Genomic DNA, 26098 nt, shown 5'->3' with positions numbered 1-26098 from the left:
CAGCTTTACGCCCGCGATTCGCCGATATATTCCTGTTTCATCCAGTATTGCAGGCATTCCGGCACTTTCACGCGTCCGTCGGCCTGTAAATTATTTTCTAAAATTGCGGCCAGTACTCTCGGGACAGCCAAGCCGGAACCATTCAGGGTGTGCACGGTCACCGGCTTGCCATCCGCACCGCGGTAACGAATCCCGGCACGGCGCGCCTGAAAATCGGTAAAGTTGGAGCAGCTTGAAACTTCCAGCCAACGCTTCTGACCGGCCGCAAAAACTTCCAAGTCATATTGCTTGGCGTGCGGGAAGCCGATATCGCCCGTGCACATGCGCAGAACACGATACGGCAGATCAAGCTTTTGCAGCGTCCCTTCCACGTTCTCACGAAGCTTTTCCAACTCGTCCATCGAGCTCTCCGCATCCGTCCACTTGACGAGTTCGACCTTGTCGAACTGGTGCAGGCGGTTGAGGCCCCGGACATGCGCCCCCCAGCTTCCGGCCTCGCGGCGAAAACATGGCGTGTAAGCGCAGCGGTAAACCGGAAGCTGGTCGGCTTCCAGAATCTCGTCGCGGTAAAAATTTGTCACGGGAACTTCGGCAGTCGGAATCAGGTAAAGGCCCTCGTTCTCATCGACATACATCTGTCCTTCTTTGTCGGGCAACTGCCCGGTAGCGGTCGCACTATCGGCGTTGACCACGATTGGCGGAAGCACCTCCTCGTAACCGTTGCTGTGAGCTTCCTCCAGAAAGAAGTTGACCAGGGCACGAACCAAACGGGACATTTCGCCGACGTAGAATGGAAACCCGGCACCGGTTGCTTTCACCCCACGCGCAAAATCGATGCGGGATTCAAACCAGGGGATATCAAAGTGAGGCAAAGCATGGGGAAAGTCCGCGTCCGCATCACCCCAGGTCGAAGCCACCACGTTCTCGTCTTCGCCCTTCCCCACCGGCACGGATGCGTCGGGCAGATTCGGGATTTCGAGAAAGGCAGCCTGAAAGGCCTCGTCTGCCGATTTCGATTCGGCCTCCAATTCCTTCGCGCGGGCGGCGATTTTTTTCATGTCCTGAACTTTCTCCAAAAATTCGGGTGAGCCCTTCTTCAGGGCCGCCATCTCCTGGTTGGCCGCTTTCTGCTCCGCACGGGCCGATTCCGCATCCGTGATTTTGGCACGACGAACCGCATCGAGCTCCAGTACGGCATCGATGTCGCAGGTGAATTTCTTGTTGGCAATCGCAGCCTTGACTAGGTCCGGCTGCTCGCGGAGGAGCTTAATGTCTATCATGATTCGCGAGAAGTCAGAAGACAGAAGGGAGGAGACAGTCAAGACTTCATGACTCCGGGGCTAGCCTTCCAGGAGATATTCGAAGTCCTCACGGGAAAGCCCTGAACGGGCGGATTTCGCTCCGGGGACCTCAACGAGTTGCCGGAAAAGATCCGCTTTGCGGTTTTTCAACTCCATCATCCGTGACTCGATGCTGTGCTCCATGATCAAGCGCTGCACAAAAACGGCCTGTCGCTGGCCAATCCGGTGAGCGCGGTCGGTCGCCTGATTTTCGACCGCCGGGTTCCACCAGGGATCGAGATGGAACACATAGTTGGCCCGCGTCAGATTGAGACCAACACCACCGGTCTTCAGGCTGATCAAGAAAAACGGTGGGCCGCCGGCGGACTGGAACTCCGCCACAATCCCCTTCCGCTTGGCCACCGGCGTGCGCCCGTCCATCCGCAGATAATCGAGCCCACGGGCGGCAGCCTCGGCTTCAAGGCCGTCCAGACCGCCGATGAACTGGCTGAAGACCAGCGCCGCGTGGCCTTCGGAATGGAGTTCCTCGAGCTTGTCCGCCATGTAAGCAAACTTTGGTGCCACATCGGGCATTTCCTTACCCAGCAAGGCCGGACTCACGCAAACCTGCCGCAGGCGCAGAATCGCCGCCAGGGCCACGATCCCCGCCTGCTGCTCGGGCTTGTCGGCAAACGCCTCTGCGATCTCCTCGCGCACCTCCGCCACCGTGCGGGTGTAAATCTCTTTCTGAATCGGCGTCATCTGCAGATGCAAAACCTGCTCTTCCTTTTTGGGGAGTTCCTTCAGGATCGCCTTCTTGGTACGACGCAGAATAAACGGCCTCGCCCGGCCGAGAATCTGATCCGGTCGTTTGCGAAAAACTTCCTTAAAATCCTTGTGGGTGCCAAAGATCCCCGGCACGGCGGCACTGAGGACCGAATAAAACTCGGAAGCGTTGTTCTCGACCGGCGTCCCTGTGAGGCAGAGGGTAAAACGCCTATTTAAACGAGCGGCGGCCCGGGTCCGCGCTGCCGAAATGTTTTTCAGATTATGCGCCTCGTCAAAGACCACGATCTGGAAGCGCTTCTTTTCCAGCTCCCTGATGTCGAGTCGCACCCGATCATAGGTGGTTAAAACAACCTCGGCCTCAGCCAAGGCGTGGTCCCAGTCCGACTTCTTCAGGCAATCCCTCACCTTCACGCCCGGCGCAAAGCGCTGCCACTCATCCAACCAGTTGAAGACCAGGCTTGGCGGCAGAACAATCAGCACAGGCGCGCCATGCTTTTGACTCAAACCACGCTCGAAAGACGCGACTAGAAAACTGATCGTCTGCACGGTCTTTCCCAGCCCCATGTCATCGGCCAGACAGGCACCGAAGCGGTGCCGGAAGAGAAAATCGATCCAGGCACAGCCTGCCTTCTGGTAGCCGCGCAACTCGGCGGCACAGCCCTCGGGCGGTTCATACTCCGGCAACTGGCGCAAGTGCAGGAGGCTCTGGAAAACTTCTTCCGCCTCCTGCGGCAACTCCACCTTCACGCCGTGTCGTCGCAGCGCAATCCAATCCAGCATCTGTAGCCGCGAGACTTGCGCCGGTTCCCCCGCCTCGAGCTGACCGGTCATGCGGTCGACGCGCAGCATCGAGGCCAGCGCCTCCAGCCCGGCGGCCTCGCCCTCGCCCGCCTCGGGCATGATCAAGGCACCGTCTTCCCCGCGCAGGAGAAGTTCGCCGCGTATCAAATCCCGCCACTCCTCCGGCTCGATCGTCCGCTCCCCACAGGCAATCGAGGGATGCAAGGCGAACCAGTCGATGTCGTTGCCGGAAGCCTTCGCGTCCACCGAAATACTGAGCGGCTCGCTGCGTACGGGCAGTTCGTCGACCCGCACTCGCACGCCTAAATGTTGCGCGACTCCGATGAGGCGCTTGAGCGCACTGCTACCGCTGCTTCCCCGGCGTACCGTAATCCGACCCTCGGCCAGATCGTAAAGGTCCCGGCGCGATCCGGGTTCCGCCATGCCGTGCACCAGCATCGCAAGATGTCGGACCGGGACCTCGTAACACAGGAAACGTCCCGCCTTTGCGTCGGCAGCCAGTGCATACGCGTCCCCCTCCATCTCTGTAATCATGGCCGCATGCCGACGCAGGATAGCGAGTACCGCATGTCGATAGTTCGCGCCATACAATTCGGAAAAATCCCGAGCATAAACCGAAGGCTCGAATTCCTCTCCGGGCTTATAATCAGCCAGAAATCGACGAATCAAATCCATCAGGGCCGTGACACGGCGCTTCGCGCTCAGCATGTTGCCCGAGTAGGCGTGCAAGGTGACATCGAGCATATTCAAAAACATCCCATCTAAATCCACCCTGACGCCATCGACTTCCAAGCCGCAACGAAACTCCCAATACTCAGCCTCACCGGCCGCATTTCTCCAGAGCGAGCAATCCACCTGCAATTGGCAGGCATCGCCCGTAAAAAACAACGGCTGCATTGATTCTCCTTGAAACCTAAAGTCCTCCTGCAACGCCGCCTCGGTTCTTCCGTGCAGCACCTCATATCGGTTGAAGGAATCCACCGAACTGCTGTGGACCAGGGCGCCATCATGAGGCCCCAAAGAATCGCCTTTAGCCTGTTGAATGCGGTAAACCCGCCCATCCGCATCCAGTGCAAAATCGAACTCACCGATCAGTTCGACGACATCCAGAGCATCCCCCTTGATCGTCTCGAAAACATAATGGCGCACGACCTTGTCGCCCCTCAATGCATAGTCTTTTCTGGCACGACAATTCCTCGTCGCCATCGTCAGTTCGACCTCACCTTCTCCCGAGCGCCAGCGCACCGGAATGCCCGCTTTCTTCGCCTTGTGCAGGAAGGGTTTCAGCGTCCGCGACAAAGCCCCCATGAAAAGCTCCCGGCTCTGCCCCCCGCCGTAGCTATGGGGCAGATGCAATCCCGCCGACTTTAACAGGTCGTAGGGGATCGCACCCCGTACTCGAAGCCGCATCCCGCCATAGCTGCTCAGGTCGATCACCGTAAAACTGGTGGTATCCCCCTTACCGCCACTTTTCGATTCCGGTTCCGGCAAGGCCTCCCCAGAGGACAACCCGAGTCCGCTCCGCAGCTCCTGTAAATAGTCCTCCGGGATCTGCTGCGAGCCCACCTGAAAACCATTCAGAACCGCAAAGACCGCCGCCAGAGCGGCGACGCCGTGCTTGCAGGCCCCGTAGCTATCCCAGGCAGGACACTCACACTCGTGCTCGACATGACCATCCCGGACCCACAACAAAACTTCATAAGGCGCATAGCCCGAACCGCTCACCAGCGCCGTGATTCGCTTGGCACGCCCGTCCCAAAAAAGCGAGTCCACTGCATAATCCCGAAAGTAGCGCAGGCCACGCTCCACAATACGACGATCACCCAGGTAGTATAACTCGCCCAAGTCGAGTTGCGCGAAATCCGCCAGACGACCAAGCTTTGCTTCATCACTTCGCATAAACCGGCCAAAAGAGAGCGAGGTATTTCAATTGGCCAGTACGAAATGACGATTCCTGAAATGTTCCGACGGGTCGCTCCCTCAATCATAATCCACGGGGACGGGAACCCTGCCATGCTGCGGCTAAATGTTCGCACCCATGAGGGGCCTCCTTCCATGTCTGTCTACGATGCTTCAACAGCCTCAAGCACCTCCGCCACCGCTCGCCTGACCTCGCTTACGTCAATCTTTGTCAGGTCGCCACCTTCAGGCGCAATGATCCGCTGGATACTTGTCTGCACCGGATAAGGACCGAACCGCTCGGGAGAAGTCGGCCCGAACAAGGCCACCAGGGGCCGCTTTTGAGCCGCCGCCAGATGCATGGGCCCACTGTCGTTACTGACCACGCAATCGGCTGTTTCGAGAATACCCGGAAGGTCGTCGATGCCGGTTTTCGCCGTTAGATTAATAAACCCGGGGTCAGAGATGGCGCGCTTCGGCGCATACGCTACATGCCCGCACCACAGCACTTGGCCGATCCCAGGGGCGTCGAGGAACTCCCGTGTTAGCCGTTCATAACCCGACCAATTTTTCTCGGCCCGTCGACTTTCGGGAAAAACCACCACGCGACGTTGCCCTTCCCGAACAGGTGGCAAATCAACCTTAGAAGTGGTCGGGTGGAAGCGGATCGCCTGCGACAGATCCGGCTTCAAGCCGAGCACATCCAGAAAACCCGAGAGTATTTTTACCGCATGCATGGGCTGCCCGGGCAACGAGAGAGCGGTCTTCTCGCGATAAAAGAATCCAGCGCCTTCCCGGGCATCCGAGCGCCCGATTTTTCTGGCTGATTTGGCAAAAAATGTCAGCAACCCGGAACGTGCCAGCCCCTGCATGTCGAGCACGACATCATAGCGGGTTTCACGAATCTCACGAATCAAACGAAGGAAACTCTTGAGCCCTCCATCGCGCTCAAAAATCAAGCTGCGATCAACGACCCGAGCAGCATCAACCAGAGGCGCAAACTCGCGCCGAACCACCCAATCGATGCTTACATCCGGCAGCTGTGCATGGATTGCCTCGGCCACCAGCAATCCATGGATGATATCCCCCATCGATGATGGTTTTATGATAAGAATGCGCCTCATGGCTCTCCCCCTTTCATTCTACGGCGAAAAGCCTCGCCGATTTCGGGCCATGAAGACCAGTTTTTCAAAAAACGTTTCAAGTCCTTTCTGCGGCCGCGATCAAAGGCGCCGTCCGAAAGGCCGAAGCGAAAGGAATCCAAATCAAAGAGGAACACTTTATTGTCCGAATTCACCATCCAGTTGGTCGCCTTGAGATCGCCGTGCACCGCACGCAACCGACCGAGGCAGTCCCAGATGCGCCCAACACTCTCCACCAATTCGGCCACCTTTGCTGCATCACCTGAAATGCCCCGGGCATAGTCTGCCAATAGCTCCGCATTGATCGACTCCATCAAAAAATAGCTTCGACCCCTGGGAAACCCGCCTTCGTCCATAAAGGCAACCGCCTTGGCCGTTGGTACAAAGGCCAGATGTAAAACCCACGCGCTCGACCAGCTCAGGCGGGCACGGGACGGAGACAGCGAACGCCGGCACTGAGACCAAAAAGGCTTTTTGTTGTAGCGCTTCAGTACATATGCCCGGCCGTTACATTCAAATTGCTGCACCGTGCAGGTGTTGCCGGATTTGAGACGACGCCCCTCGGCCATGAGCGTTTCCGGATCGTCGAAGAAGCGATCGACCAGAGTCTTGTCCGCGGACCTTGAGAAGATTCCAGATCCCGTCGTATTTTCCCTTGAGGCAAACTCCGTGCAGTCGCGCTGTGTTTTTTTGAAATATTTCCGGGCCCGTTCGCTCTGAAGCCGAACAATGGCCTCTTCAAGGACGGCCTCCGTAAGGTCGTCACGCGCATTTACCACTGGTCCACCCTCACAGGAAAAAAGAGTTTTCCGGAAATCCTGTTCGGCCTCCGGAGGCAGCGTCGCACAAATCGCAGCCAGATCTTCCAATCGTTCCTTCGCACTGAGCGGCCTCGAATGAAACTGGAATGTTCCCGCATCGAGCAGAAAAACCTGCCCGCCAGACACGGCCCAGTTGTCAACATGCTGATCACCCTGACGGGCTCCGGCTTCATGCAGTTGATCCACCAGACGGACTAACTTTTTCATCAAAGAACTGTCTCTGCGTCCAGCCACATCCTCCAAGTAAGTGCCCAATGTCACAGCGTCAGCAAGCTGCTCCATCACTACGCAAATCTCTCCCGTCGAATTCCGACAAACCGCCAAGGGGCCGGGCGCAGGCAGTCCCAGCCTTTGCAGCGTTTGCAGCCCGCCCCACTCCTTTTCCCAATCGCGTGTCTGCTTTGCGTGGGGCAGATAGCACTTCACCACAACTGGTTGGTCCAGGTCGGTAACGCGGGCGCTGAAGACTTCCCGGCGACCGGGAAGGACGCGGAGCGACGCACCAACCTCTAAACTGAGCGAAGTCAGTGAACATCCGGACGCAGATTCCAGCACCAGCATGCTATCAAATCGAGCACTCATCTTCCATTCGTGGACAATACTTCCAGCGCTGCCTGAAGACAGCTTTGGGGTGAAACTTCGCGAATCGGCACGCCGCCTGTCGCCGGACAACCGTCGGGTTGCAATATCCTGTGCGGCGTCGAAAAGATCGGGCCGGTGCGGACGGGGTTCGTCGGCCCGAAGATCGCCACAACGGGCGTACCCAGCATATTGGCCAGATGCATCCCGCCGGTATCATTGCAGCACACAAGCTCACAGCCGCTGAGTTCATCACAGAACTGCGCCAGATCCGTCTCTCCCGCGAGGTTCCACACGCGCTCGGGATCAAAACCCGCAGCGACCTGATCCGTAATCGTGCGATCTGCCGGCGTCCCGTATAAAACCACTTCACTGACCTGGTCGACTTCCAGCAACCCGGTGATCAGGCTGCGCCAGTGCTCGACGGGCCAGCGTTTCTCGGGCGAATTCTCGGTGCCACAGATCAACCCGACCCGCCCCGGGCACTTCTCGATTTTCGTTTGTTTCACCGGACTGTAATCTATCGCCCCTTTCAAGCCGTACTTTCGCGCCATGCCCTCCCACACCGAAGTCTGGTGCAACTGCCGCTCGTCAATATCTTCAGATAAGTGATAGGCATTAGTCAAAAGCGGACGCCGCTTGCCGGGGCGAACCATACCGAAACGTTGCGCACAGGATGTCAGATAGGCCTCAAGATCGCCACGAAACGAATTCGTCAGAATGTAATAGGTATCCGGATACATCTTGCGCATCCTGTAAAACGCACAAAAGTAACCACTGCCCCGCTTCGGCAATGGAATAAAATGATCCGCAACACCGAGCCGGTCAACCAGTGGCTCGAATCCGGCTTTCCCAATCAAGGTAAATTCAAAGTCCGGACGGGCCTCGCGAATGGCGCGGAGGACAGGCAGCGCCATCACAACATCGCCCAACCAGTTCGGCAGGCGGACCCAAAAGCGCACCTTGCGCGGCAACTTGTCGTAACCGTGAAGCCGGTTCGAAAGAGCGATCTCGTTACGCTTCTCCGGAAAACTAAAGCGCTTGTACGAGGAATAAAAATGATCCCAGCGGTCGTGCAGCCATAACCAGTCTGCCGCCGTGTTAGTATCACGCTGCAGATAAGCTTCCAAGGCATCGTGAGCATGGACGGTCGTCTCAGCCGGCGAATCGCCGAGCGGTAGTTGTTGCAAGGTCAGCTTCGCCTTCCAGAACCCCTGCCGCTCCAAAAGCATGAGAAAAACATCGGCTCCGAAACGGTGAGCCATGAGCGCAGGCAAATCGGTCGCCGAAACAATGCGATCCATGAACGTGATGGTTGAACCTTTCTTGGAAGCGTCCTGGTCAAAAAGGACCGCCAGGATCTCCCCACGGCGGAGCGCTGCCATGGCATCGTTGTAACCCTTGCGGCGCGAAATCAGGTTGGCCCCGAACTTTTCCCGCTCCCGGGTCACCCAACGACTGATTGACGGCTGATTCAGGGGACGAAATATGACGTGAACCGGCTTCAGCCCGGGCGCTCTCGCCGGGAGCATCGTGGCCGCCTCAGACATGGTCATGTGCGGGAGCATAATTACCACCGGCTGCCCATGCTTCGCACCACCCTCTTCGTATTTTTTGATGATCTCACGCGCTTCGGGAGCAATCTCGAGACAGGCCTCCAGTCTTTTTTGCGAAAAATAAGCTGATGCCGGCCGGAACAGACCCATCTCAAAGAGGTGTACCGCCGATCTGCGAAAAACCGTCTTACGCCACTGCTCTGTTTTATCAGGGAATGCATGCGACAGGGAGTTCATCGTCGATCGACTCCGCCTGGGCATGAAGAGCTCTACCAACCAACCGAAAAAACGGCATAAACATGCCACGAAAGCCTCTGGCAGACAGGCTAAAGTTCGGGCAAATATTTTAAGAAGTAAGAGCAAGCCTGCATTGAAGACGAAAAGGCAGATACTCCGCAAGGCACGATTACGGCAAAGACCGTTACAGATCTGCGTCGGGATTAATTTCCCGCCGGGGGCAACGTTTCGACAGGCGAAGCACCTTTAGAAATAGCCTTGTTCTGGATTAAATTATGTTACAAATACGACACACGTGTCGCATCAGATGAGCAAAGTGAAAGCATCCCGGCAGTCTCTTGAAAGAGGCTGGGGATTTCTGGACGCTTTCGAAGTGCCTGCCAGCTCCGTCAAGGACAGGTCAGCGGTGTTCATCCGGGAGACAACACATAACGACAGAAAAACAGAAGTATACATAAAGATCTACGCCAATCGCAAACACCCGCTGCAACGGGTATTTCGCAGCGGGCGCAGTCAAAGAGAAGTCGGCAACTTGTTGTTTTTCCAGTCCCTCGGCATCCCGACCCCACAGGTTATTGCCTGGGGCGAAAGGCGGAATCCCTTCGGGCGTATCGTCGAAGAATTTATCATAACTGAATCAGAAAAAGGCACACTCCAGCTGGACGAGTTTGTCCGTAGTTTTTGCCCCGACCCGGAGCAATCCGAGCAGCAAGCTATGCGACGTCACATCGCAAAAAACTTAGGGGAATGGACGGCACGTATTCATGCCGAGGCTTTCATTCATGAAGATCTGAAATGGCGTAATATTTTAGTTCGTCCAAACGGCACCACACCAGAACTTTTCTGGATCGACTGTCCGAATGGGCGTTTCATGAAAAAAGGCAAAGCTCTGGACCGTAAAAAGCTCAAGGATTGCGCGGCTCTGGATAAACTGGCTCACCTCGAATGCACAAAAGAGGAGCGTAAAGCCTTTATCGCCGCTTATCTGGGTGATTCCGGCAATGCGGGCAGTGTGGCTAAAATGTGCCGCGAAGTGGAAAACTATCGCAGACGGCGATTTGACCCCAAAGATAGAACACAACGTGAGGGCTCTTAAGAAAATCAGCCAATCTGATTTCGATAATCTATGCCGAGGGGCAGAAATACTCGAAAAGGATCATTACGGACCGAAAGTCTGGCTTTTACCGGACCAACGGATTCTGAAGACCTTCCGGCGCAAGAAATTCATCTCATCACAATTATGGATGCCTTACGTTACCCGGTTTGCCCGCAACGCTGATCTCTTAAAGAAAAGAGAGATTCCCAGCGTGCAGGTCGAAGCGACTTACCGCATACCTGAAATCAAGCGCCATGCTGTGCTCTATGGCATGCTGAAAGGAGAAACGTTTCGTGACTCGATGACGGACCTCAACGGCCACGCCAGCCATCGTATGTTCGAAAAATTGGGCGGGTTCATCGCAGATTTGCACGACAAAGGAATTCTCTTTCGCTCGCTCCACCTCGGAAATGTTCTGGTATTGAGTGACGGCGAGTTAGCGCTGATAGACATCTCGGACTTGAGTTTTCGCTGGTTCGGGCCTCTCTCTATCAAACAGCGTATTCGCAACTTCCGGCATATGGACAGACGTGACGTTGATCGCAGCGCCTTGTCCGGAGAAGATGGCACGTACTTTATAAACGCCTACCTTGACGCAGCCAGGCTGCGGGATAGTGCCAAACAGACGCTGCATGAAAAATACGAGGCAATCTTCTCAAAATACGCGGTCCTGAAATAATGTTAAAGGTAACTAAATTATGGCATGCACCGGAGAAAAAGTGCATTTTGGAAGATGCGGGCCTGCTCGACATTGGTGCTTTGAGCCGGCGGGAATTCGATTGGTTCGAAGCTCCTAACTTGCGCCGAGGCGGCTGGAGCGGAGTCAGCAAAATCGTCCTGAATCCCGATGCAGCCGAGGAAAGCGATAAAGCTGTTTTCCTGAAGATTCAGAAAAACCACTTTTATCGGGCGCCCGACACTTGCTTTCTAAAACGTCTCACTTTCGAGCGCGAGTTTTCCGCAATGATGACCCTGCGTGACGCCTGTGCCGCGATTCCAAAGGTATTACTCTTTGCGAAATGGCAGGAGTGCGGAGACCAATACTCCGTTCTCGTTACCGAGTCCTTGGAAGATTGGTGGCCACTCGGCCCCTGGCTCAAGGGAGAACTTCCCGAGCCACCACCGGATGAAGCGACCCTGAATAAGGCCTTGGAAGCTATTGCCGCCACTGCCTGCAAGATCCATCAGGCCGGATGGCTACATATGTGTTATTCTGCCAAACACCTTTTTGTCCGCAAACAAGACAACGGAGAGTTCGACGTTCGGGTCGTGGATCTGGAAAAGACCCGCAAGCGCCTCGGATTGGGCCGACGCACGGTGAAAGACTGTTCCCACTTCATGCGCCATACTCCCAAGCTGGGTCACGCAGAAAAAAACCATTTCTTGAAATCTTATTTCCAGACAGAACATTTTAACACTAAACAGCGTAAGCTGATTCATAAAATGCGCGGGGGCCCTGGTATTTGAGAACTTGCCCCGGCCTTTGAAGCCAAATAACTACAGATCATGAACATTTTAGGACTAGGCGGTGCTGTCGGGCACGATCCGGCAACAGCACTTTTCATGAACGGCGAACTGATCGCCGCCGCTGAAGAGGAACGGTTCATCCGTGACAAACATGCCAAGGGTAAACCCGGCCACGAGGCGACAAGGTTCTGCCTGAAGCAGGGCGGGCTCAACCCCGGGGATATCGATATTGTCGCTTACCCCTATGCGCCCATTTCCCTTTCCCGGCCGGATCGCTGGCACTATGCCAAACGCTACTGGTATGCGCCCGACCGCGCCCTCACCGCCCTTTTCAACGGCAATCGTCGCTTCAAACGTAACAAACGCCAGGCTCTCGCCATGCTCGACGACCTCGGCTTCGACATGACCCGGACAAAATTCCAGCCCGTCGAGCACCATATGGCCCACGCCAGCAGCGCCTATCACCTGAGCGGCTTCAAGGGAAAGACTGCTATTCTCGGGATCGACGGCAAGGGCGAGTATGCCACCACCTTCTTCGGCTACGCGGAGAACGGAAAAATTCACAAAATCAAGGAGTTCTACGACCCCGACTCTCTGGGCGGCGTCTACGGCGCCCTGACCGAATTCCTCGGCTTCGAAATGCTCGATGGAGAGTTCAAGGTCATGGGCATGGCCCCCTACGGCGATCCGAAAAAATACGATTTCTCCCGCCTGATCGAATACGGCGACGGCGACTTCAAAGTAAATACCAAGCTGGTCAACGTCATCGGGACACGCCGCTACAAAGAAAACGGCAAAGGCTACTACTTCAGCCCGGCGCTGATCGACTGGCTCGGACCAAAGCGCCAGGGCGATGAAATCGACGATCCCTACATCGACTATGCCGCCTCCATGCAGCAACTGCTCGAAGACGTCGCGCTCCATCTCGTCGATTACTATCTCAAGGATATTCTACAAGAAACCGGCAAGCTCGCCTTCGCCGGGGGCGTTGCGCTCAACGTAAAGCTCAACCAGCGCCTCATGGCGCTGCCCTACGTCGACGAGCTCTTCGTTCAGCCTGCAGCCAGTGATTCCGGCACGGCCATCGGAGCCGCCTCCTATGCCGCGCATCTGGCCGGCGAAACCATTCAGCCCCAGAAACACGCCTACCTTGGACCGGCCTTCACCAGCGATGAATGTATCGAAGCCTGTAAAAATCACCCGGAGAAACCGACCTGGGAGGTGCTCGACGACCCCTCGCTTACCGGCGCGCAGATTCTCGCAGCCGGCAACCCCCTCTCCTGGTTCCAAGGCCGGATGGAGTTCGGCCCCAGGGCGCTGGGTAACCGCAGTATTCTCGGCGACCCCAGCTATCCCGGCGTGGCCGACCGAATCAACGAGCAGATCAAATACCGCGAGCGCTGGCGCCCCTTCTGCCCCAGTATGTTGGATACGGTAGCCGAAGACTTGCTCCAGTCCAAGCACCCGGCCCCCTACATGACATTCACCTTTGACATGGCCGAGCACTGGAAATCGCGCGTGCCGGAGGTGGTTCACGAGGACGGCACCGCCCGCGCGCAAATCGTGACCGAAGAGACCAATCCACGCTACTATGCTCTTATCAAGGAACTGGAACGCATGCGCGGCCACGGGGTATGCCTCAACACCTCGCTCAACCGCCGCGGAGAGCCCATGGTCTGCTCCCCGACCGACGCGCTCAACATGCTCTACGGCTCGGACCTGCAGTTTTTGATCATGGAAGATATTCTCGTAAAGAAAACCACCGCGCCGAAATTTTAATCGTACGCGAGCATGATGAATCCATTCACGCTCATCCAGCGGCACCGGAAAATCCGACGGGAATGTGCCAGAATTCAAGCTAGTATCCGTGATGACGCCCCGATAGTAATAATATACCAGATGGGGAAAGTCGCTTCCTCTTCGATCTATCACGCATTGAAGCAACGGGAGGACTGCCACGCATTTCATGCCCATTTACTTGGGATGCCACGGCAATTAAACCGGCGTCGCAGAGTAGCAGACTCATGGGCCAATCCGGACAAACGTCTACGAACAGCAAAGTCACTCTGGGAAACGATCATTGCGCCAAGACGACCGGCAAAGATTATCACTTTGGTCCGAGATCCCTTCGAACGAAACATTTCTGCATACTTTGAAAACTCGAAAGAGCCCAAGCGCCCACACAGCAACCGGAAAGAATTCATTGATCGACTGATTCGTGACTTTTTAAAGACGAGCCATCATAGTCTGGCCACAGATTGGTACCAAAAAGAATTCAACCCGACACTCGAGATCGATGTTTTTGCTCACCCCTTTGATACCTCGCGTAAATGGGCACAATACGAGCTAGAGCCCTACGACTTACTCGTCCTCCGCACGGACTTGCCGGACGAAAACAAAAATCAGGTTATCTCCGAGTTCCTCGGCCTTCAGAATCTGAAAATCAGGCCATCCAATCAAACTCATACAAAATCATTAAATCCTGTTTACGCTGATTTTAAGAAGACAATACGTTTCCCAAAAGAGCTGGGAACAACAATATTGAATAGCAGCTATACGAAGCACTTCTTCAGCGAGCAGGAAATAGCTGCGATGCAAGCGAAGTGGATTGAGACATGACACAGCCCGTATTCATTTTCTCCACGCCAAGGTCTGGCTCTACATTGCTACAGCGGGTTTTGCTCGCGACGCAACAATGCGCCACTTTGGGTGAACCAAGCTTACTTTTACGCTTTCTAGGCGATCATCGTACGGTGCAACGATATGCGAGTTATCGTGAAAACAACCTCTCCGTTTCCTTGCACGACATGCAAAAAAAATGGAGTGGATTTGATTCATGTTACCAGAATGGGGTACGCCGCATGATGCTAGACATCTACTCCAACCTATCAGAAGGCAAAGCCTTTTTCATCGATAAAACGCCGCGCTACACCTTAATTGCAGAAGAGATCCACAAAGTTTTCCCTGATGCTAAATTTATCGTTCTTTGGCGTCACCCCTTGGCGATTGCTTCGTCTATCCACCACACTTTTTACAAAGAACACTGGCGATTTGACGACTTCATCATCGACCTGACTACAGGCATGGATCGGCTGCATCAGTTTGAAGTACAGCATGAGGCATCCATCTGTTCCCTAAAGTACGAAGACCTGGTCAGCACTCCGGAGGCGGTCCTTGATAAACTCGGGGACTATCTGGGGCTGCCGGAACTTTCGGCGGTTGGGAATCAAATCCTCCCGAAAGACACCGGAGGTAATTTAGGAGACCCTTCCGGCACACATAAATATGCGACAATCTCCAAAGACAGCCGGGATAAATGGATGGCACACTATTCGAACTGGTATCGTCAAAGCTGGGCTAAAACCTATTTCGAACACCCGCGCGCGAAATGGCTTGGCGAGCTAGGCTACACATTACCAGAGAACATTTCCGGCGCTGGTAGGTTCAATAATTTAATCCCGGGCCTGAAAGATCTATTTTATACGATGCGTAAAAAACGAAGCCATAAAAAGCGTATTGTCCGTGAATTAACCAAACATCACATCTACCCTTATACTTACAAACCGAAAGACTAGCCACCTACCAGACACCCGGAGTCCTAATTATGCTGATCAGCCACAGATATAAATTTATTTACATGAAGACCGTCAAAACCGCGGGCACTTCAACAGAGTCCTACTTCGAACGCTTTTGCATGCATGAAGGTGAATGGGAACCACTTCGCGAACGGGATTCTTACGAATCCGATGCAGGTATTATCGGTTTTCGTGGGCATTTAGGTGGACGAAAAATCAAATGGTACAACCACATGCCGGCTGCCGAGGTTAAGCAGCATGTCGGCGATGAGATATGGAACAGCTACTACAAGTTCTGTTCGATCCGTAACCCCTGGGATAAATGCATTTCCGCCTACTTCCATTTTGGTAAAGATTTCAACTTCAAGCCCCGGAGACGGATTGCCCAGAAAATCAGGTACCCATTACTATCGAAGGACCAACACCGCTTCCTGGGCTGGTTGCATAAAGGGCATCCTCCGATCGACAGAGATAAATACTTAATCGAGGACAAGCCCTGCATCGACAGATTTATTCGCTTCGAAAATATGAAAGAAGACATGAAGAGCATCTGTGAGGACCTCGGCCTACCCTGGAATGAGGATTGGCTACCGCGGTTCAGGTCGGAAACGCGGAATCGATCCGTACAACCCGCGGACCTGTATTCGAAGCCCGCACATGCCTTGGTTCATAAGCGTTATGCTTATGAGATTGAGACCTTCAATTATCAGTATACCGGGTAGCCAGTTCCCGCGCTGATTCATTTATCCGTGCGCGCCAATAACCGATCTTCAGTTTCTCGTAGTTCCAGTTTCTACTGGAGAATTCCTTGTATTTCTGCTCCAGCACAGCTTCGTTCAGATCAGCGAATTCCTTATAATCTTCGAGAAACAGAATAGGCAGATCATTTAACTCATCATGCAACTTTGCCTCGCGTACGACAATCGGGATCGTACCCACGTACATCGAATCCCACATTCGGAAGGTTTCAATTGCGTTGCCACGCGGAGAGATACAAAACTTCGACGCTCTGAGTTGGCCATAAAAAGCTTCGTGCGACAGTGCATATTTCCGATACTCCCCCATATGCTCGGAGTGAACAAAAGGCTTGCTTCGAACTGCCGCCCAGACATCGCTCCGGACCGGATGCGTATCCAAAGAGAAGTTGCAGTAGACTAGATTTGCTTTTTGCGGTTGCGGAGCCAACCCGTGAGATTTTTGTCCTCTAAAATCCCGCCCCATCGGGAAATACCCCGCCAACTCGTCATTCGTATTCAAATTATTTCCATAGAGCTTCACCCGACTGCCCTGATATGGCTCCAGCAACGCATCATTAATTTCAACATCACTCTTCCCGAGTACAATGACATGCCTTTGGATCGCAGCCTTCAAACGAGCGGCTGGCAGTTGAATCTTATGGGCTGATTCAATTCGGCCATCCGAATTGCAGAGGTAGATCGGCCTTCCCTCCTTCAGACCCTCCAGGGATAAGCTCCGGTCACGCATATTTAAACGTAATCGGTGGATATTTCTCTTTAGCGTCCGGGTTGGGGCCCTCCATTTCACCGGATTTGAAACATCCAACCGGAAATATTCAGAACCGAATTCCGGGTTATCCACAGTCAAAATTTGCTCTTGAACCGGGATGCCCCCACTACACTGGAAATCCTGCAACTTCATAGCCTCTACTTCTCAGAACCAACCACACGAGCACATAAATCGTCTGCCAAGCACCTTAATTTTAGATCCAACTGTTTTCGTTTCCTCCGCAATCCGATCGCACGCGGTTGTAGGAACCATGGAATCGCCCCCTCTCTTACGGAATTCCATTCTTCCACCAACTGCCCCTTCTGAACGTACATCTCCAAAAGCAAATGCAATTCTCCCAATAAAGAATACCCGGGTTCATCTGCCTTCGTACTACGGGACAACGTTCGAAATGCGTCGACCGCCAATTGATACAACTTGGGCCGTGACAGAACTGACCCCCATCTCTGGCGACCGGAAGATGCATGCTTGATAAAAATAGATTCCACAGCAGGGGCAACGACCCAGCGTTCAGTATGTGGTCTGGCAATCGCCCAGGCTGAATCGCCGGCGTGCCCGTATTCACACGGGAATGGTTCAGACTTCAAAACGGAAGTGCGATACAGGTTGCTTGACGAACTTCCAATCAAAGTTCCCGGCAAAGCATGTACATTCCAAATAAACCGTTCGACAGAAGGTAACACATAAGGCTCATTTGAACTGAGCGCCTCACAATAGCGGTGGATAGGCCAGCCCGCGAAATTCCTCTGCCCGTCGGGCATAACTATCTCAGGAGGAGAAAGAACGACATCGGCATCTTCATTGACGGCAATCTGATACAGCTCGACCAGGGACTCAAAAGGCATCACGTCGCCAACTGTAGCAAAGTGGAGATAGTTGGCCTCGACCCGTTGAATCGCAGCATTCCAGGACTCATAGAGACCTGGAGGATGTTCGATAAAAACCAGATTCGGGTGAGAGAGATGCTCGTGAAAATATTCTACAGTTCCATCGGTCGACTCACTATCCACAACGACCACCTGCTTCACTTCGGACAACCATGGCAACAGGGCATTCAAATGAGCCTTCAAATGCCCCATTGAATTACGGGTCGGTATGATGACACTAATATCCAACATGTTAGGATGGGATCCGGATATAAGGATGTTGCACAAACCAGTCCTTACTATAAACCCAAAGCTCCCGGAAGAGACACAATCCATATGCCGTAGCGGGACTGATCTGCTGGGATGAATCGAGCCCGGCGTCCTTATGGGCATACGGCTTACTTTCTATTCCTGGAGACGAATGCCACGCTTCAAGGAGCGGCCGTAGCGCCTCACTGCCGTATTCCTGCAACCGCATTATCATTACTATGTATACCTGGTAAATCATCATCGTACTCCTCTGAAAGCTAGCCTCAGGAAATCCAATGACAAGGCAAGACGCCGCCGACAGCAACTTCAACTACTCTAGATATAACCTGAACGGAACAAATGATTGTGATCGACATGTTATTACTATGATAGCAAAAATTTTACGATAGTGTTACCCAATACCCGCCATGGATCTCAATGCACATCAAAACGCCACTCCGGCACGCCAAAAGCGCTTACACATCGTAGGCTGCCCGCGTAGCGGCACCACCTTGATGATGGAACTGATGGCGGCATGCATCGAGAATGACGGTCGCTGCGAACACGAAATGAGCATCTTCCAGCCATTGGACGAAGGCGCAGAACTTTTTTTTAGTAAAAAGCCAACCGACATTCGATACATCAGGCGAATCTTTCTCCGTGACCCCGATCTGTATCTAATCGCCTTAACCCGCGACCCCAGGTCCGTCATTAGCAGTATTCATAAGTCAATATCGGATAGATACTTCGTCGACTTTGACGAATGGGCAGAGTGCCAAAAAGCCGCTGATGCCCTGAAGGGGCATGACCGCTTTCTACTAATTAAGTACGAAGAGCTCACTCAAGACCCCAATGGCATACAGCAAAGGATATTATCCCAATTTCCGTTCCTCAAAAGTATACATCCATTTACCGAATACACTAATGTCGCCACACCATCCGAGAAGTCGGTGAACGCGCTCAACGGCGTTCGTGCAATCAGTACATCCCGTCACGACGGCTGGAAAATGCATTTGCCGCGAATAAAATCGCAGCTGGTTAAATATCCGGAGCTCGCCTCAGAACTAATCCGGTTGGGCTATGAGAAGGATGACAGTTGGATGAACGAGTTAAACGATATGCCGATCGAAAAGTTTTCCAGCCGGCACAATGAGTACTACCTGAAGTTCAAGCGCCTGGAAACCAGCGTCCGGAAGTTCATCCAATCTCAGCGTTACCTGAAGTCACGCAACCTGCGTTGAATTTCCGGTTCGAAAATTGTACGGAGGCAGACACAAACGAATGAAGGCATTGAAAAATTTCTTAAATGGCCTTCGGGGCAAACCGAAAACCAAAAGCTGGAGTGGCTCCCGCAATCAAGTGCATATAAATGACAGCGCACGACTAACTTTTCCGGAAAGAATCCAAATCGGCTCGTGGGTTCGAATCGGAAAATGCTGCTATTTAAACGGTCAGGGCGGAATTAATATTAGCGACGGCACCGTTTTTGCACCGGAAGTCGTCGTGCTGAGCAGCACACATCGGTACCAACAGGACAAATATCTTCCCTACGACGAATTTGACGAGTTCCGCCCCGTTTCCATCGGCAAAGGGGTATGGATCGGTTATCGAGCCATGGTTGCCCCGGGGGTTACGATCGGCGATGGTGCGATTGTGGCAATGGGAGCTGTCGTAACCCGCGATGTACCTGCAGGCGCGATTGTCGGGGGCAATCCGGCAAAAATCATCAAGCAGCGTGATGAGCAAGAGATCGTTCGTCTGGCAGAAAACGAAAGTTATTATATGAAAGCCGTTTTGGAGGACGGTCTTAAACGTAATAAAGATGCGCCTGCTGCAAACAAAGATGAACGATGACTTCGGTCATGCCGGCTCATAGATGTATTTGAAGGGCAAACTTCGACAGAGACGGGCTTTCCACTGAAATCGCCGGGGCCATTCATGGGGGTATGGCTTCTGCGAGCACAATTTGCGCTCGCTGGCTTTGAGATGGCGAAACTCCTCCTTCTTGGATAACTGCTGCTCATGTTTTGTGTAAAGATACAGCAACTTGGGAATAAGCCGGATACGCAGCCGATGATCACGAATACGAGCCCAAAAATCCTTATCCCCGATAAGAACCAAATTCTCGTCAAACATTCCCAGGACGGAATTCAAGTCTTTGCGCCAGGCAAAATATGCGCCAGGCCGAGTATTTAAATCCAGCCTGCTCAGGCGCTTTTGATCCCAGGAGTTCCAATTGCTATCCCTTTCCTGGCGGGCAATCAAAACAGAGAGAACATCCCATGAACCCATGCCAACTTCGCGGATGACCGTCTCCAACAATTTGGGATGCATCATGTCATCCATATTCGAGACACAGACATAAGGCGCCCTCGCCTCCTTCCAACCGATATTCCAGGCTTGGTAAAGGCTGATTCTTTCATCGGACCTGATGATTCGACAGTTCAGGTGCTTTGAACAGAATGGCTGCAGAAGCTCATGTTCATGTTCAGGCGAACAGGCGTCGATAAAGATAAACTCACAGGAATCGAACGCACTCTGACCGGTAATTTCATCCAGCTTTTTAGAAACCAGCTCTCGATCAGAATATGTACTAATGATAACTGTAAGCTTGTAATCATTCTGATGCATAACAGGCGTAAAAAGGATACGTGTGTCGAATTGGAACTGGAGATAGTCCGAATTCTCATCTGGCAAATGGTTTTGCCGCTCCCGTCTATTGGAGTCAAGGAGCGTAATACGGGACCACAGAATATTGTCAGAATGATTTTAGCGCAACGGCCCGGATTCGGACCGGGCAGGTTCACCGCGTACCCTGCCACGACGGCACAAGACATGCCCTGAAATTTCACGTTGCCCCGCCATCTGAACATAGTGAGATAGCGCCATGCAGATTGCCTTCGCACTTTATGACTATTACCGTTTTGGCGGGCTACAGGAGGATTGTCTGGCGACTGCAAAAAAAACCGCCGCGCGCGGGCACGAGGTACATATCTTTTGTCGAACCTGGAAGGGTGAAATACCAGACGAAATGACGGTCCACGAACTGGGAAGGCGCGGTTGGAGTAACACGGGGCGAAACAAAATCTTTTTCAGCGACCTCAAAAAGGCCGTCCAAGCCTTGAATCCGGATGGCCTCGTGGCCTTTAACCGTATTCCCGGGGCAGATATCTACTTTGCCGCTGACCCTTGCTACTTAAAACGTGTTGAAGACAGGTCGATATTTTACCGTCTAAGCTTTCGCCACCGCCACTACGCTGAGCTGGAAAAGGCCATCTTCAAAAGCAAGGACCCACCACTAACCCTGGTGCTGACTGCGCGGGAAATAGAACATTTCATTCATTACTATGGTTGCGACCAAGAGCAATTTATAGAGCTCCCACCGGGAATCGAACGGCAACAATTTGTTAAATCGATACAAGCGGACAACCGATGCTCCTTGAGGAAGGAACTCAACACTCCCGAAGACTCGGTGGTGGCACTCTTCGTCGGTTCGGGATTTCGGGTTAAAGGTCTGGACAGGGCGCTTCGGGCAATTCGCGCGAATCAGCAGGAGGCACTCCGCCTCGAGTTCTGGTGCGTGGGAAACGGAAAAGCATCCGAATATCGATCTCTGGCAAAATCAACCGGGCACACGATCCGTTTCCTGGGAGGCCGGGCTGATGTCGACCGCTTCTATGACGCCGCCGATTTTCTTCTCCACCCCGCGTACAGCGAATCCGCAGGTAAGGTTTTACTCGAAGCATTAACACATGGACTCCCGGTCCTGACGACGGACACTTGTGGCTACGCGCCACACATCGAACAGGCAAAAGCCGGCAAAGTGATCGGCAGTCCGTTCTCACAAAAGGCGCTGAACTCTGCAGTGCGCGAGTTTGTCCGTAATACAGCACAGAGAGCTGATATGCAACAGAATGCGCTGGCGTATGCTGCTCACGAAGATTTGTATAGCTGCCATGAAACAGCCGCTAAAATAATCGAGGCTAAACTTAAGCGAAAACAACCACGCTCTGAATAGCACTCAACTCCTCCGATGGATTTCCCCGAGAGTGTAAACCGCAAGCCTGCCATGCAACAATATGCCACCTTCATCTAATCTTACCGCTGATCTAAAGAACAGTTCGTCGCCGGTCTTTGAACAACCCGTAAGTGATTCAAAGAAGCTCTACATTCTATTTGGCGGTATTAAATCAGGCGTCGGCCTGGTCCCTTTTGAATTCTGTAGAGCCTCCAACATCCTCAACGAAAATAAGATTTTTGTGCGCGATTTTAGCCAGTCATGGTATCATTGTGGTTTAAAAGGCATATCCAAAGATATCCTTGGTACCCGCGACTTCTTGCGACAACGCATCACCCACTATCGTCCAGAAGAAACAATCCTGGTAGGCAATTCTATGGGTGGATTTGCTTCCATATTATTTGCCTCGCTGCTTTCAAACTGCCGGGCAATCGCCATTTCTCCACAAACCTACATCAGCTCAAGTAAGCGAAAAGCACACCAAGACTTCAGGTGGAAATCCGCCCTGCGCAAAACCAAATTAAAAAGCCTTTTCCGCAAGAAGTATTACGATTTAGCCGATATATCCAGCGAGCAAACCGACTGGAGCGTCGACTTGATTGTATCCGCCCACAGCCCACGGGACTTCACTCATGCGTCGAATATCCAACACCTGCCACAGGTAAGAATTCACCCTTTTGATTTCGCAAGCCATCGGCTTGTCAAAGAAATCCGCAATGCAGGCCTCCTGGGAGATATCCTCAATGGTCACATTCCCAATCCCAACCACAAAGGCATTATCGAGATTCCGCATAATTGATCTCGGGACATCAATGACGAACATGGATGCATTCGCCAATCGCGACACAAGGAACAAACATTAATATGTATCTCGATTTAGACCCACAGTTACAGAACGCCCTTGAGCAAGAGAGGGATGTATTCGAGTGGTTCTTGCAACCCAGGGGACAAACGCATCGTGAGGTTAAACACAGACTAACCTACGAAGTTAATCTCGGGGACTTGCACATTTTTGTAAAGCGACACCTCGGATGTGGTTGGAAGGAAGTCATTAAAGAGTGGTATCGTTTTAGAAAGCCAGTCGTCAGCGCCCGTAATGAATGGGAAGGCGCCAGCATCCTCAATAAGGCGGGCCTGCGCGTGCCGAAAGTCTTGGGCAAGGGAGAGCGTGGCAGATATCCTCATGCAGTCGAATCATTCGTCGCCTTGGAAGCCTTGGAGAATTGTGAAAATCTGGAACATTTCAAAAAGGGCTGGCTCGGATTTGAGGGCACGCGATGGGTCGAATTGAAGCAATACTTGGTCGGGGAAATTGCCCGCATCACCCGGACGATGCACCGGTGTGGCATCAACCACCGCGACTTATACATCAATCACTTTCTGGTTAATCACAGCATCATACTCGACTGGAATCCAGGTCGCACTCTTCCACTCTACCTTATTGATCTTCACCGCGTACAGAAACGGAAAGAGGTGCCTGCGAGGTGGCTGCAGAAAGATCTCAGCGCGTTACTATTTTCCGCGCTGGATGTGGGGTTAACTTCGGCCGACTGTGTCCGATTCCTGAAGGAATACCTGGGTGCGGACTGGAAAAAGGAATTTTGGGAAAAGAAGAGGCTATGGACGAAAATTGTCCGGCGAGCCATCCGCCTCTACAACGGTTTCCACCGAAAACCACCGACACTACCCAAACTTCTCCGAACGAATTGAACCGCACCTGTCCGATGGCCATTACAAGCACAATCGTTTACGCGCCTTGCGTTTTAAACGCTTCAGAGAGGCCTTAATTGCGTAGAGTTTAAAGCTGAGCCTATACCTAAAGGTAAAGCGGACACCTTCCTCTTCGAGATAGGTCTTCATGCAAAAACTTTGTTGATGGGGATTCAACTTGAAGACCAAGCGCTTTAAATCGGCAACACGCTGACTCCGTGTAAAACGTCTTCCGGAGAACCTTGCGCGCGCTGTATCGATCAATGAAAAGACCAATTTGCCGCCCTTTTCGACTCTCACGAGTACATTGCCCCCTGAAAGATCACGAAAGTATACACCTCGTTTGTGTACACTGCGGATGAACGCGATCAACTGCCGGGCAAAAGCTTCGAAGGTAAATCCTTCGACGGTATCCTCCCCCCGTGCATATGCGGCAAAAAAACGACGAGCACTTAGATGTGTGCCGGCATGCTCGCAGATAAACCAGTTATCCAGCACTCTGGCAGGGTCTTCATGCTCAAAGTAAGCCACCACTTTCGGCGTCTCAATCCCACGGCGTTGCAACTCGCTCGTACCATTCCAGCTGCGCAGCGATTTGGACGGCTTCCTGCGATCAAGAATTCGTTTATGCCAGGCGACGCGAACGGGTTTTTTGACAACCAGCGCCTGGGCCGGGTCGAGCGGGTTCTCAACCGACCAGATCACGTTGCGCGCCTGGCGCAGGGTTGACTCTTTTACGGGACTGCCAATCGAATCCGGCTTGAAGCGTTCGATCAGTCGATCGGCCTGCTCCCGGGACCGGGCACAGACCGTGCCGCGCCACTCCCCGCTCCGGTAGGCAAAATAGCGAGATCCCGGATCGGGCCGTGCGGCAATCATTTTTGGAAGGACTGCGGCTTCAGGCTTCACCACGATATCGCGAGAGAGCGGCCAGAAAAGATACAGGGGGCTTTCGGAGAAATAATCGGGCAGCTCGTCGAGCCGCTGACCATCCCGGGTGCTTACCGAGCTGAGCGCCGCCAGATCCTCTGCCCCATAGATACCGGCGCTCGGCGCCAAGGCACCATTCTTTGTCCAAACCACATGGAACTGCTCCGAACCTTTTTCGAAGGCATGGATTTCGAGCCCCTCTCCGCCGCGAAGGCGCTTCAGGTAGCGGGCTCCGGAAAGGCGCGCATAAAGCGTCTTGAATGCACTGAAGGAAGGTCGGCGGCGCCATTGGTCTGCCTGCCCGGGAAGCTCGCGATAATAGGAGACCACATCACGAACACTGCGGTCCTCCGGCAGACCGGTGCCATCGTCCAGTAAACCCTCTCTACGACTCACCAGTGGCCCCCAGTAAAAGCGCTCGAAGCTGCCTTGCGAAACACAAAGGATGTAATAACGGACCAGATAGTCCGCCTTCTGGTCTTCCGCATTGGCGAGAATGCGCTCAATGCGTGGCAGGGTCCAGAAGGCGCAGGTCGACCAATGCCGCTCGACGCCATAACGGCGGCCGATCCAGGCCACCATGCCTAATTTTTTGATCAAATCGTAGCCATGGAGACGCTTGAAGGTTTCGCCCAAAATCTTACGATCCAATGCCTCAGGCTCAATCGTCCGCTCGGCAAACATGTTGTTGGAATGAATATCCGGCAATATACCCCGCCGCTTGAGCATACCGAGCGCACCCGCGTTGTATTGTGGCTCAAAATCCGTCACATTCGGCCCCACAACCGTCAATCCATATCCTTTGACTAATGGGTAAGCCGTTTCCCAAGCGGCCAGGAAACCCGCCAGAGAATAGCCCGACCATTTGGCACGGTTGATGGTCGTGCCGATTTCCACAGCTTCGACGTAAGCGGAAAAAACATTCAAGGCGCGTTCAACGAACTGCTTCCATGCCTGAACTGCCGAATCCTCCGGCATTTCCCCTGCCTGGCTTAAGGGCTGAACCAAATGAAGGAGCACGGCGACCCCGGCAGCCTGAAGCCCCTCCAACAAGGGAATCAGGGCATCCGCACTCGTCTCCTCAGAGCAATCAATCCGCACGGCCCTGACGCCCAACTCCCGAATCCGTTCCAGCGCCTCACGGGACGCATCGGTATCCTGGGGCACGGCCAAACTGAAAGCTGCGAATGTCTCATCTATTGTACGCCCCTGCGCGGTCCGATTCTCTGTTTGACCGAAAAGGCTAAAACTCAGCAGCCCTTTGGCCACTTCGCAGAAAAACTCCATATCCAGGCGCCCCGGCGAAACCAGATTGACAAAGCGTGGTTTCGTCGGAGGTGTTGGACTGGACGCGTGGTCCGGTTTGCGCGGTGAGCCATCAGGCATGTCGTAAGAGAAATATGATTATGCGGGAAAACAATTCGCCGGAAGGGCGAATGAGCCAAAGCAGAAAATCATTGGCAAACTTTAGCCGAAATAACTCAAGTCAAGACTGACAATCTCACCGACCACGCTCTAAATACCCCAAAATGATGACCGAAAACGTATGGCATAAC

General features: G+C 53.3%; 21 protein-coding genes. 12 read left to right on the top strand and 9 right to left on the bottom strand.

The window, feature by feature from the left end; translation table 11 throughout:
* Positions 1–5: 5 nt before the first annotated feature.
* The 5 genes from serS to DDZ13_RS13715 form a co-directional block, all read right to left on the bottom strand.
* Complete coding sequence (serS, locus tag DDZ13_RS13735) at positions 6–1280, bottom strand: serine--tRNA ligase (protein WP_110132035.1); 1275 nt, start codon at positions 1278–1280, stop codon at positions 6–8.
* A 60-nt stretch (positions 1281–1340) separates the two neighbouring features.
* A complete protein-coding gene (locus DDZ13_RS13730) occupies positions 1341–4769 on the bottom strand; it encodes a DEAD/DEAH box helicase (RefSeq protein ID WP_110132034.1) in 3429 nt (1142 codons plus the stop codon).
* 164 nt (positions 4770–4933) lie between these two features.
* Positions 4934–5893, bottom strand: a complete 960-nt coding sequence (locus DDZ13_RS13725; RefSeq protein ID WP_110132033.1) for a glycosyltransferase family 9 protein — start codon at positions 5891–5893, stop codon at positions 4934–4936.
* Positions 5890–7314: a lipopolysaccharide kinase InaA family protein gene (locus DDZ13_RS13720; protein ID WP_110132032.1), complete on the bottom strand. Its 1425-nt coding sequence runs from the start codon at positions 7312–7314 to the stop codon at positions 5890–5892. The genes DDZ13_RS13725 and DDZ13_RS13720 overlap by 4 nt, the downstream gene beginning before the upstream one ends.
* The gene (locus DDZ13_RS13715) at positions 7311–9230 is read right to left on the bottom strand and encodes an LpxL/LpxP family acyltransferase (RefSeq protein WP_158279930.1); all 1920 of its coding nucleotides are present in this window, start codon (positions 9228–9230) and stop codon (positions 7311–7313) included. The genes DDZ13_RS13720 and DDZ13_RS13715 overlap by 4 nt, the downstream gene beginning before the upstream one ends.
* 181 nt (positions 9231–9411) lie before the next feature.
* Here DDZ13_RS13715 and DDZ13_RS13710 point away from each other — a divergent pair, with 181 nt between their 5' ends.
* The 7 genes from DDZ13_RS13710 (at position 9412) to DDZ13_RS13680 (ending at position 15964) form a co-directional block, all read left to right on the top strand.
* Positions 9412–10200 (top strand): lipopolysaccharide kinase InaA family protein, encoded by a 789-nt coding sequence (locus tag DDZ13_RS13710; protein WP_110132030.1) that lies wholly within the window; start codon positions 9412–9414, stop codon positions 10198–10200.
* Between the two features lie 148 nt (positions 10201–10348).
* A complete protein-coding gene (locus tag DDZ13_RS13705; protein ID WP_146209374.1) occupies positions 10349–10879 on the top strand; it encodes a BUD32 family EKC/KEOPS complex subunit in 531 nt (176 codons plus the stop codon).
* A complete protein-coding gene (locus DDZ13_RS13700; protein ID WP_110132028.1) occupies positions 10879–11667 on the top strand; it encodes a lipopolysaccharide kinase InaA family protein in 789 nt (262 codons plus the stop codon). Before DDZ13_RS13705 ends, DDZ13_RS13700 begins: the two co-directional genes overlap by 1 nt.
* A gap of 39 nt (positions 11668–11706) precedes the next feature.
* The gene (locus DDZ13_RS13695; protein ID WP_110132027.1) at positions 11707–13446 is read left to right on the top strand and encodes a carbamoyltransferase family protein; all 1740 of its coding nucleotides are present in this window, start codon (positions 11707–11709) and stop codon (positions 13444–13446) included.
* A 12-nt stretch (positions 13447–13458) separates the two neighbouring features.
* Positions 13459–14286, top strand: coding sequence for a putative capsular polysaccharide synthesis family protein (locus DDZ13_RS13690; protein ID WP_110132026.1), 828 nt, complete (start codon positions 13459–13461; stop codon positions 14284–14286).
* Positions 14283–15242 (top strand): sulfotransferase family protein, encoded by a 960-nt coding sequence (locus DDZ13_RS13685; RefSeq protein WP_110132025.1) that lies wholly within the window; start codon positions 14283–14285, stop codon positions 15240–15242. The genes DDZ13_RS13690 and DDZ13_RS13685 overlap by 4 nt, the downstream gene beginning before the upstream one ends.
* 62 nt (positions 15243–15304) lie before the next feature.
* Positions 15305–15964, top strand: coding sequence for a sulfotransferase family 2 domain-containing protein (locus DDZ13_RS13680; protein WP_158279929.1), 660 nt, complete (start codon positions 15305–15307; stop codon positions 15962–15964).
* Here DDZ13_RS13680 and DDZ13_RS13675 read toward each other — a convergent pair.
* Both DDZ13_RS13675 and DDZ13_RS13670 read right to left on the bottom strand, forming a co-directional pair.
* Positions 15942–16901, bottom strand: coding sequence for an exostosin domain-containing protein (locus tag DDZ13_RS13675; RefSeq protein ID WP_110132023.1), 960 nt, complete (start codon positions 16899–16901; stop codon positions 15942–15944). The two genes, DDZ13_RS13680 and DDZ13_RS13675, sit on opposite strands and share 23 nt — an antisense overlap.
* Positions 16902–16906: 5 nt before the next feature.
* Entirely contained in the window at positions 16907–17887 is a 981-nt protein-coding gene (locus DDZ13_RS13670; protein WP_158279928.1) for a glycosyltransferase family 2 protein, read from the bottom strand.
* Between the two features lie 425 nt (positions 17888–18312).
* Here DDZ13_RS13670 and DDZ13_RS13665 point away from each other — a divergent pair, with 425 nt between their 5' ends.
* On the top strand, positions 18313–19125 hold the full coding sequence (locus tag DDZ13_RS13665; protein WP_110132021.1) for a sulfotransferase family protein: 813 nt from the start codon (positions 18313–18315) through the stop codon (positions 19123–19125).
* A gap of 40 nt (positions 19126–19165) precedes the next feature.
* Positions 19166–19738, top strand: coding sequence for an acyltransferase (locus tag DDZ13_RS15865; protein WP_110132020.1), 573 nt, complete (start codon positions 19166–19168; stop codon positions 19736–19738).
* 6 nt (positions 19739–19744) lie between these two features.
* Here DDZ13_RS15865 and DDZ13_RS13655 read toward each other — a convergent pair whose 3' ends face one another.
* A complete protein-coding gene (locus tag DDZ13_RS13655; RefSeq protein WP_110132019.1) occupies positions 19745–20515 on the bottom strand; it encodes a glycosyltransferase family 2 protein in 771 nt (256 codons plus the stop codon).
* Positions 20516–20771: 256 nt separating this feature from the next.
* Between DDZ13_RS13655 and DDZ13_RS13645 the strand changes: the two genes are divergently transcribed.
* The 3 genes from DDZ13_RS13645 to rfaP all read left to right on the top strand — a co-directional run bounded on the left by DDZ13_RS13645 (position 20772) and on the right by rfaP (position 23612).
* Positions 20772–21902 carry a glycosyltransferase family 4 protein gene (locus tag DDZ13_RS13645; protein ID WP_110132017.1) on the top strand — a complete coding sequence of 377 codons (1131 nt, stop codon included), beginning with the start codon at positions 20772–20774 and terminating at the stop codon, positions 21900–21902.
* A gap of 61 nt (positions 21903–21963) precedes the next feature.
* Complete coding sequence (locus tag DDZ13_RS15360) at positions 21964–22701, top strand: alpha/beta fold hydrolase (protein ID WP_146209373.1); 738 nt, start codon at positions 21964–21966, stop codon at positions 22699–22701.
* A 65-nt stretch (positions 22702–22766) separates the two neighbouring features.
* On the top strand, positions 22767–23612 hold the full coding sequence (gene rfaP / locus DDZ13_RS13635) for a lipopolysaccharide core heptose(I) kinase RfaP (RefSeq protein ID WP_158279927.1): 846 nt from the start codon (positions 22767–22769) through the stop codon (positions 23610–23612).
* Between the two features lie 21 nt (positions 23613–23633).
* On the opposite strand, the gene DDZ13_RS13630 is transcribed toward rfaP, so the two are convergent.
* Positions 23634–25928 (bottom strand): lipopolysaccharide kinase InaA family protein, encoded by a 2295-nt coding sequence (locus tag DDZ13_RS13630; RefSeq protein WP_110132014.1) that lies wholly within the window; start codon positions 25926–25928, stop codon positions 23634–23636.
* Between the last annotated feature and the right edge of the window lie 170 nt (positions 25929–26098).

It is taken from the genome of Coraliomargarita sinensis (genome assembly GCF_003185655.1).
Classification (GTDB): Bacteria; Verrucomicrobiota; Verrucomicrobiia; order Opitutales; family Coraliomargaritaceae; genus Coraliomargarita_B; species Coraliomargarita_B sinensis.
Note: the sequence above shows the minus strand (reverse complement) of the source record. Positions and strands in the feature narration are given on the sequence as shown.

Excerpts from the sequence above, each read along its gene's own strand:
- serS (WP_110132035.1), bottom strand. The coding sequence starts at position 1,280 with ATGATAGACATTAAGCTCCTCCGCGAGCAGCCGGACCTAGTCAAGGCT.
- DDZ13_RS13730 (WP_110132034.1), bottom strand. The coding sequence starts at position 4,769 with ATGCGAAGTGATGAAGCAAAGCTTGGTCGTCTGGCGGATTTCGCGCAA.
- DDZ13_RS13725 (WP_110132033.1), bottom strand. The coding sequence starts at position 5,893 with ATGAGGCGCATTCTTATCATAAAACCATCATCGATGGGGGATATCATC.
- DDZ13_RS13720 (WP_110132032.1), bottom strand. The coding sequence starts at position 7,314 with ATGAGTGCTCGATTTGATAGCATGCTGGTGCTGGAATCTGCGTCCGGA.
- DDZ13_RS13710 (WP_110132030.1), top strand. The coding sequence starts at position 9,412 with ATGAGCAAAGTGAAAGCATCCCGGCAGTCTCTTGAAAGAGGCTGGGGA.
- DDZ13_RS13705 (WP_146209374.1), top strand. The coding sequence starts at position 10,349 with ATGCCTTACGTTACCCGGTTTGCCCGCAACGCTGATCTCTTAAAGAAA.
- DDZ13_RS13700 (WP_110132028.1), top strand. The coding sequence starts at position 10,879 with ATGTTAAAGGTAACTAAATTATGGCATGCACCGGAGAAAAAGTGCATT.
- DDZ13_RS13695 (WP_110132027.1), top strand. The coding sequence starts at position 11,707 with ATGAACATTTTAGGACTAGGCGGTGCTGTCGGGCACGATCCGGCAACA.
- DDZ13_RS13690 (WP_110132026.1), top strand. The coding sequence starts at position 13,459 with ATGATGAATCCATTCACGCTCATCCAGCGGCACCGGAAAATCCGACGG.
- DDZ13_RS13685 (WP_110132025.1), top strand. The coding sequence starts at position 14,283 with ATGACACAGCCCGTATTCATTTTCTCCACGCCAAGGTCTGGCTCTACA.
- DDZ13_RS13680 (WP_158279929.1), top strand. The coding sequence starts at position 15,305 with ATGAAGACCGTCAAAACCGCGGGCACTTCAACAGAGTCCTACTTCGAA.
- DDZ13_RS13675 (WP_110132023.1), bottom strand. The coding sequence starts at position 16,901 with ATGAAGTTGCAGGATTTCCAGTGTAGTGGGGGCATCCCGGTTCAAGAG.
- DDZ13_RS13670 (WP_158279928.1), bottom strand. The coding sequence starts at position 17,887 with ATGTTGGATATTAGTGTCATCATACCGACCCGTAATTCAATGGGGCAT.
- DDZ13_RS13665 (WP_110132021.1), top strand. The coding sequence starts at position 18,313 with ATGGATCTCAATGCACATCAAAACGCCACTCCGGCACGCCAAAAGCGC.
- DDZ13_RS15865 (WP_110132020.1), top strand. The coding sequence starts at position 19,166 with ATGAAGGCATTGAAAAATTTCTTAAATGGCCTTCGGGGCAAACCGAAA.
- DDZ13_RS13655 (WP_110132019.1), bottom strand. The coding sequence starts at position 20,515 with ATGCATCAGAATGATTACAAGCTTACAGTTATCATTAGTACATATTCT.
- DDZ13_RS13645 (WP_110132017.1), top strand. The coding sequence starts at position 20,772 with ATGCAGATTGCCTTCGCACTTTATGACTATTACCGTTTTGGCGGGCTA.
- DDZ13_RS15360 (WP_146209373.1), top strand. The coding sequence starts at position 21,964 with ATGCCACCTTCATCTAATCTTACCGCTGATCTAAAGAACAGTTCGTCG.
- rfaP (WP_158279927.1), top strand. The coding sequence starts at position 22,767 with ATGTATCTCGATTTAGACCCACAGTTACAGAACGCCCTTGAGCAAGAG.
- DDZ13_RS13630 (WP_110132014.1), bottom strand. The coding sequence starts at position 25,928 with ATGCCTGATGGCTCACCGCGCAAACCGGACCACGCGTCCAGTCCAACA.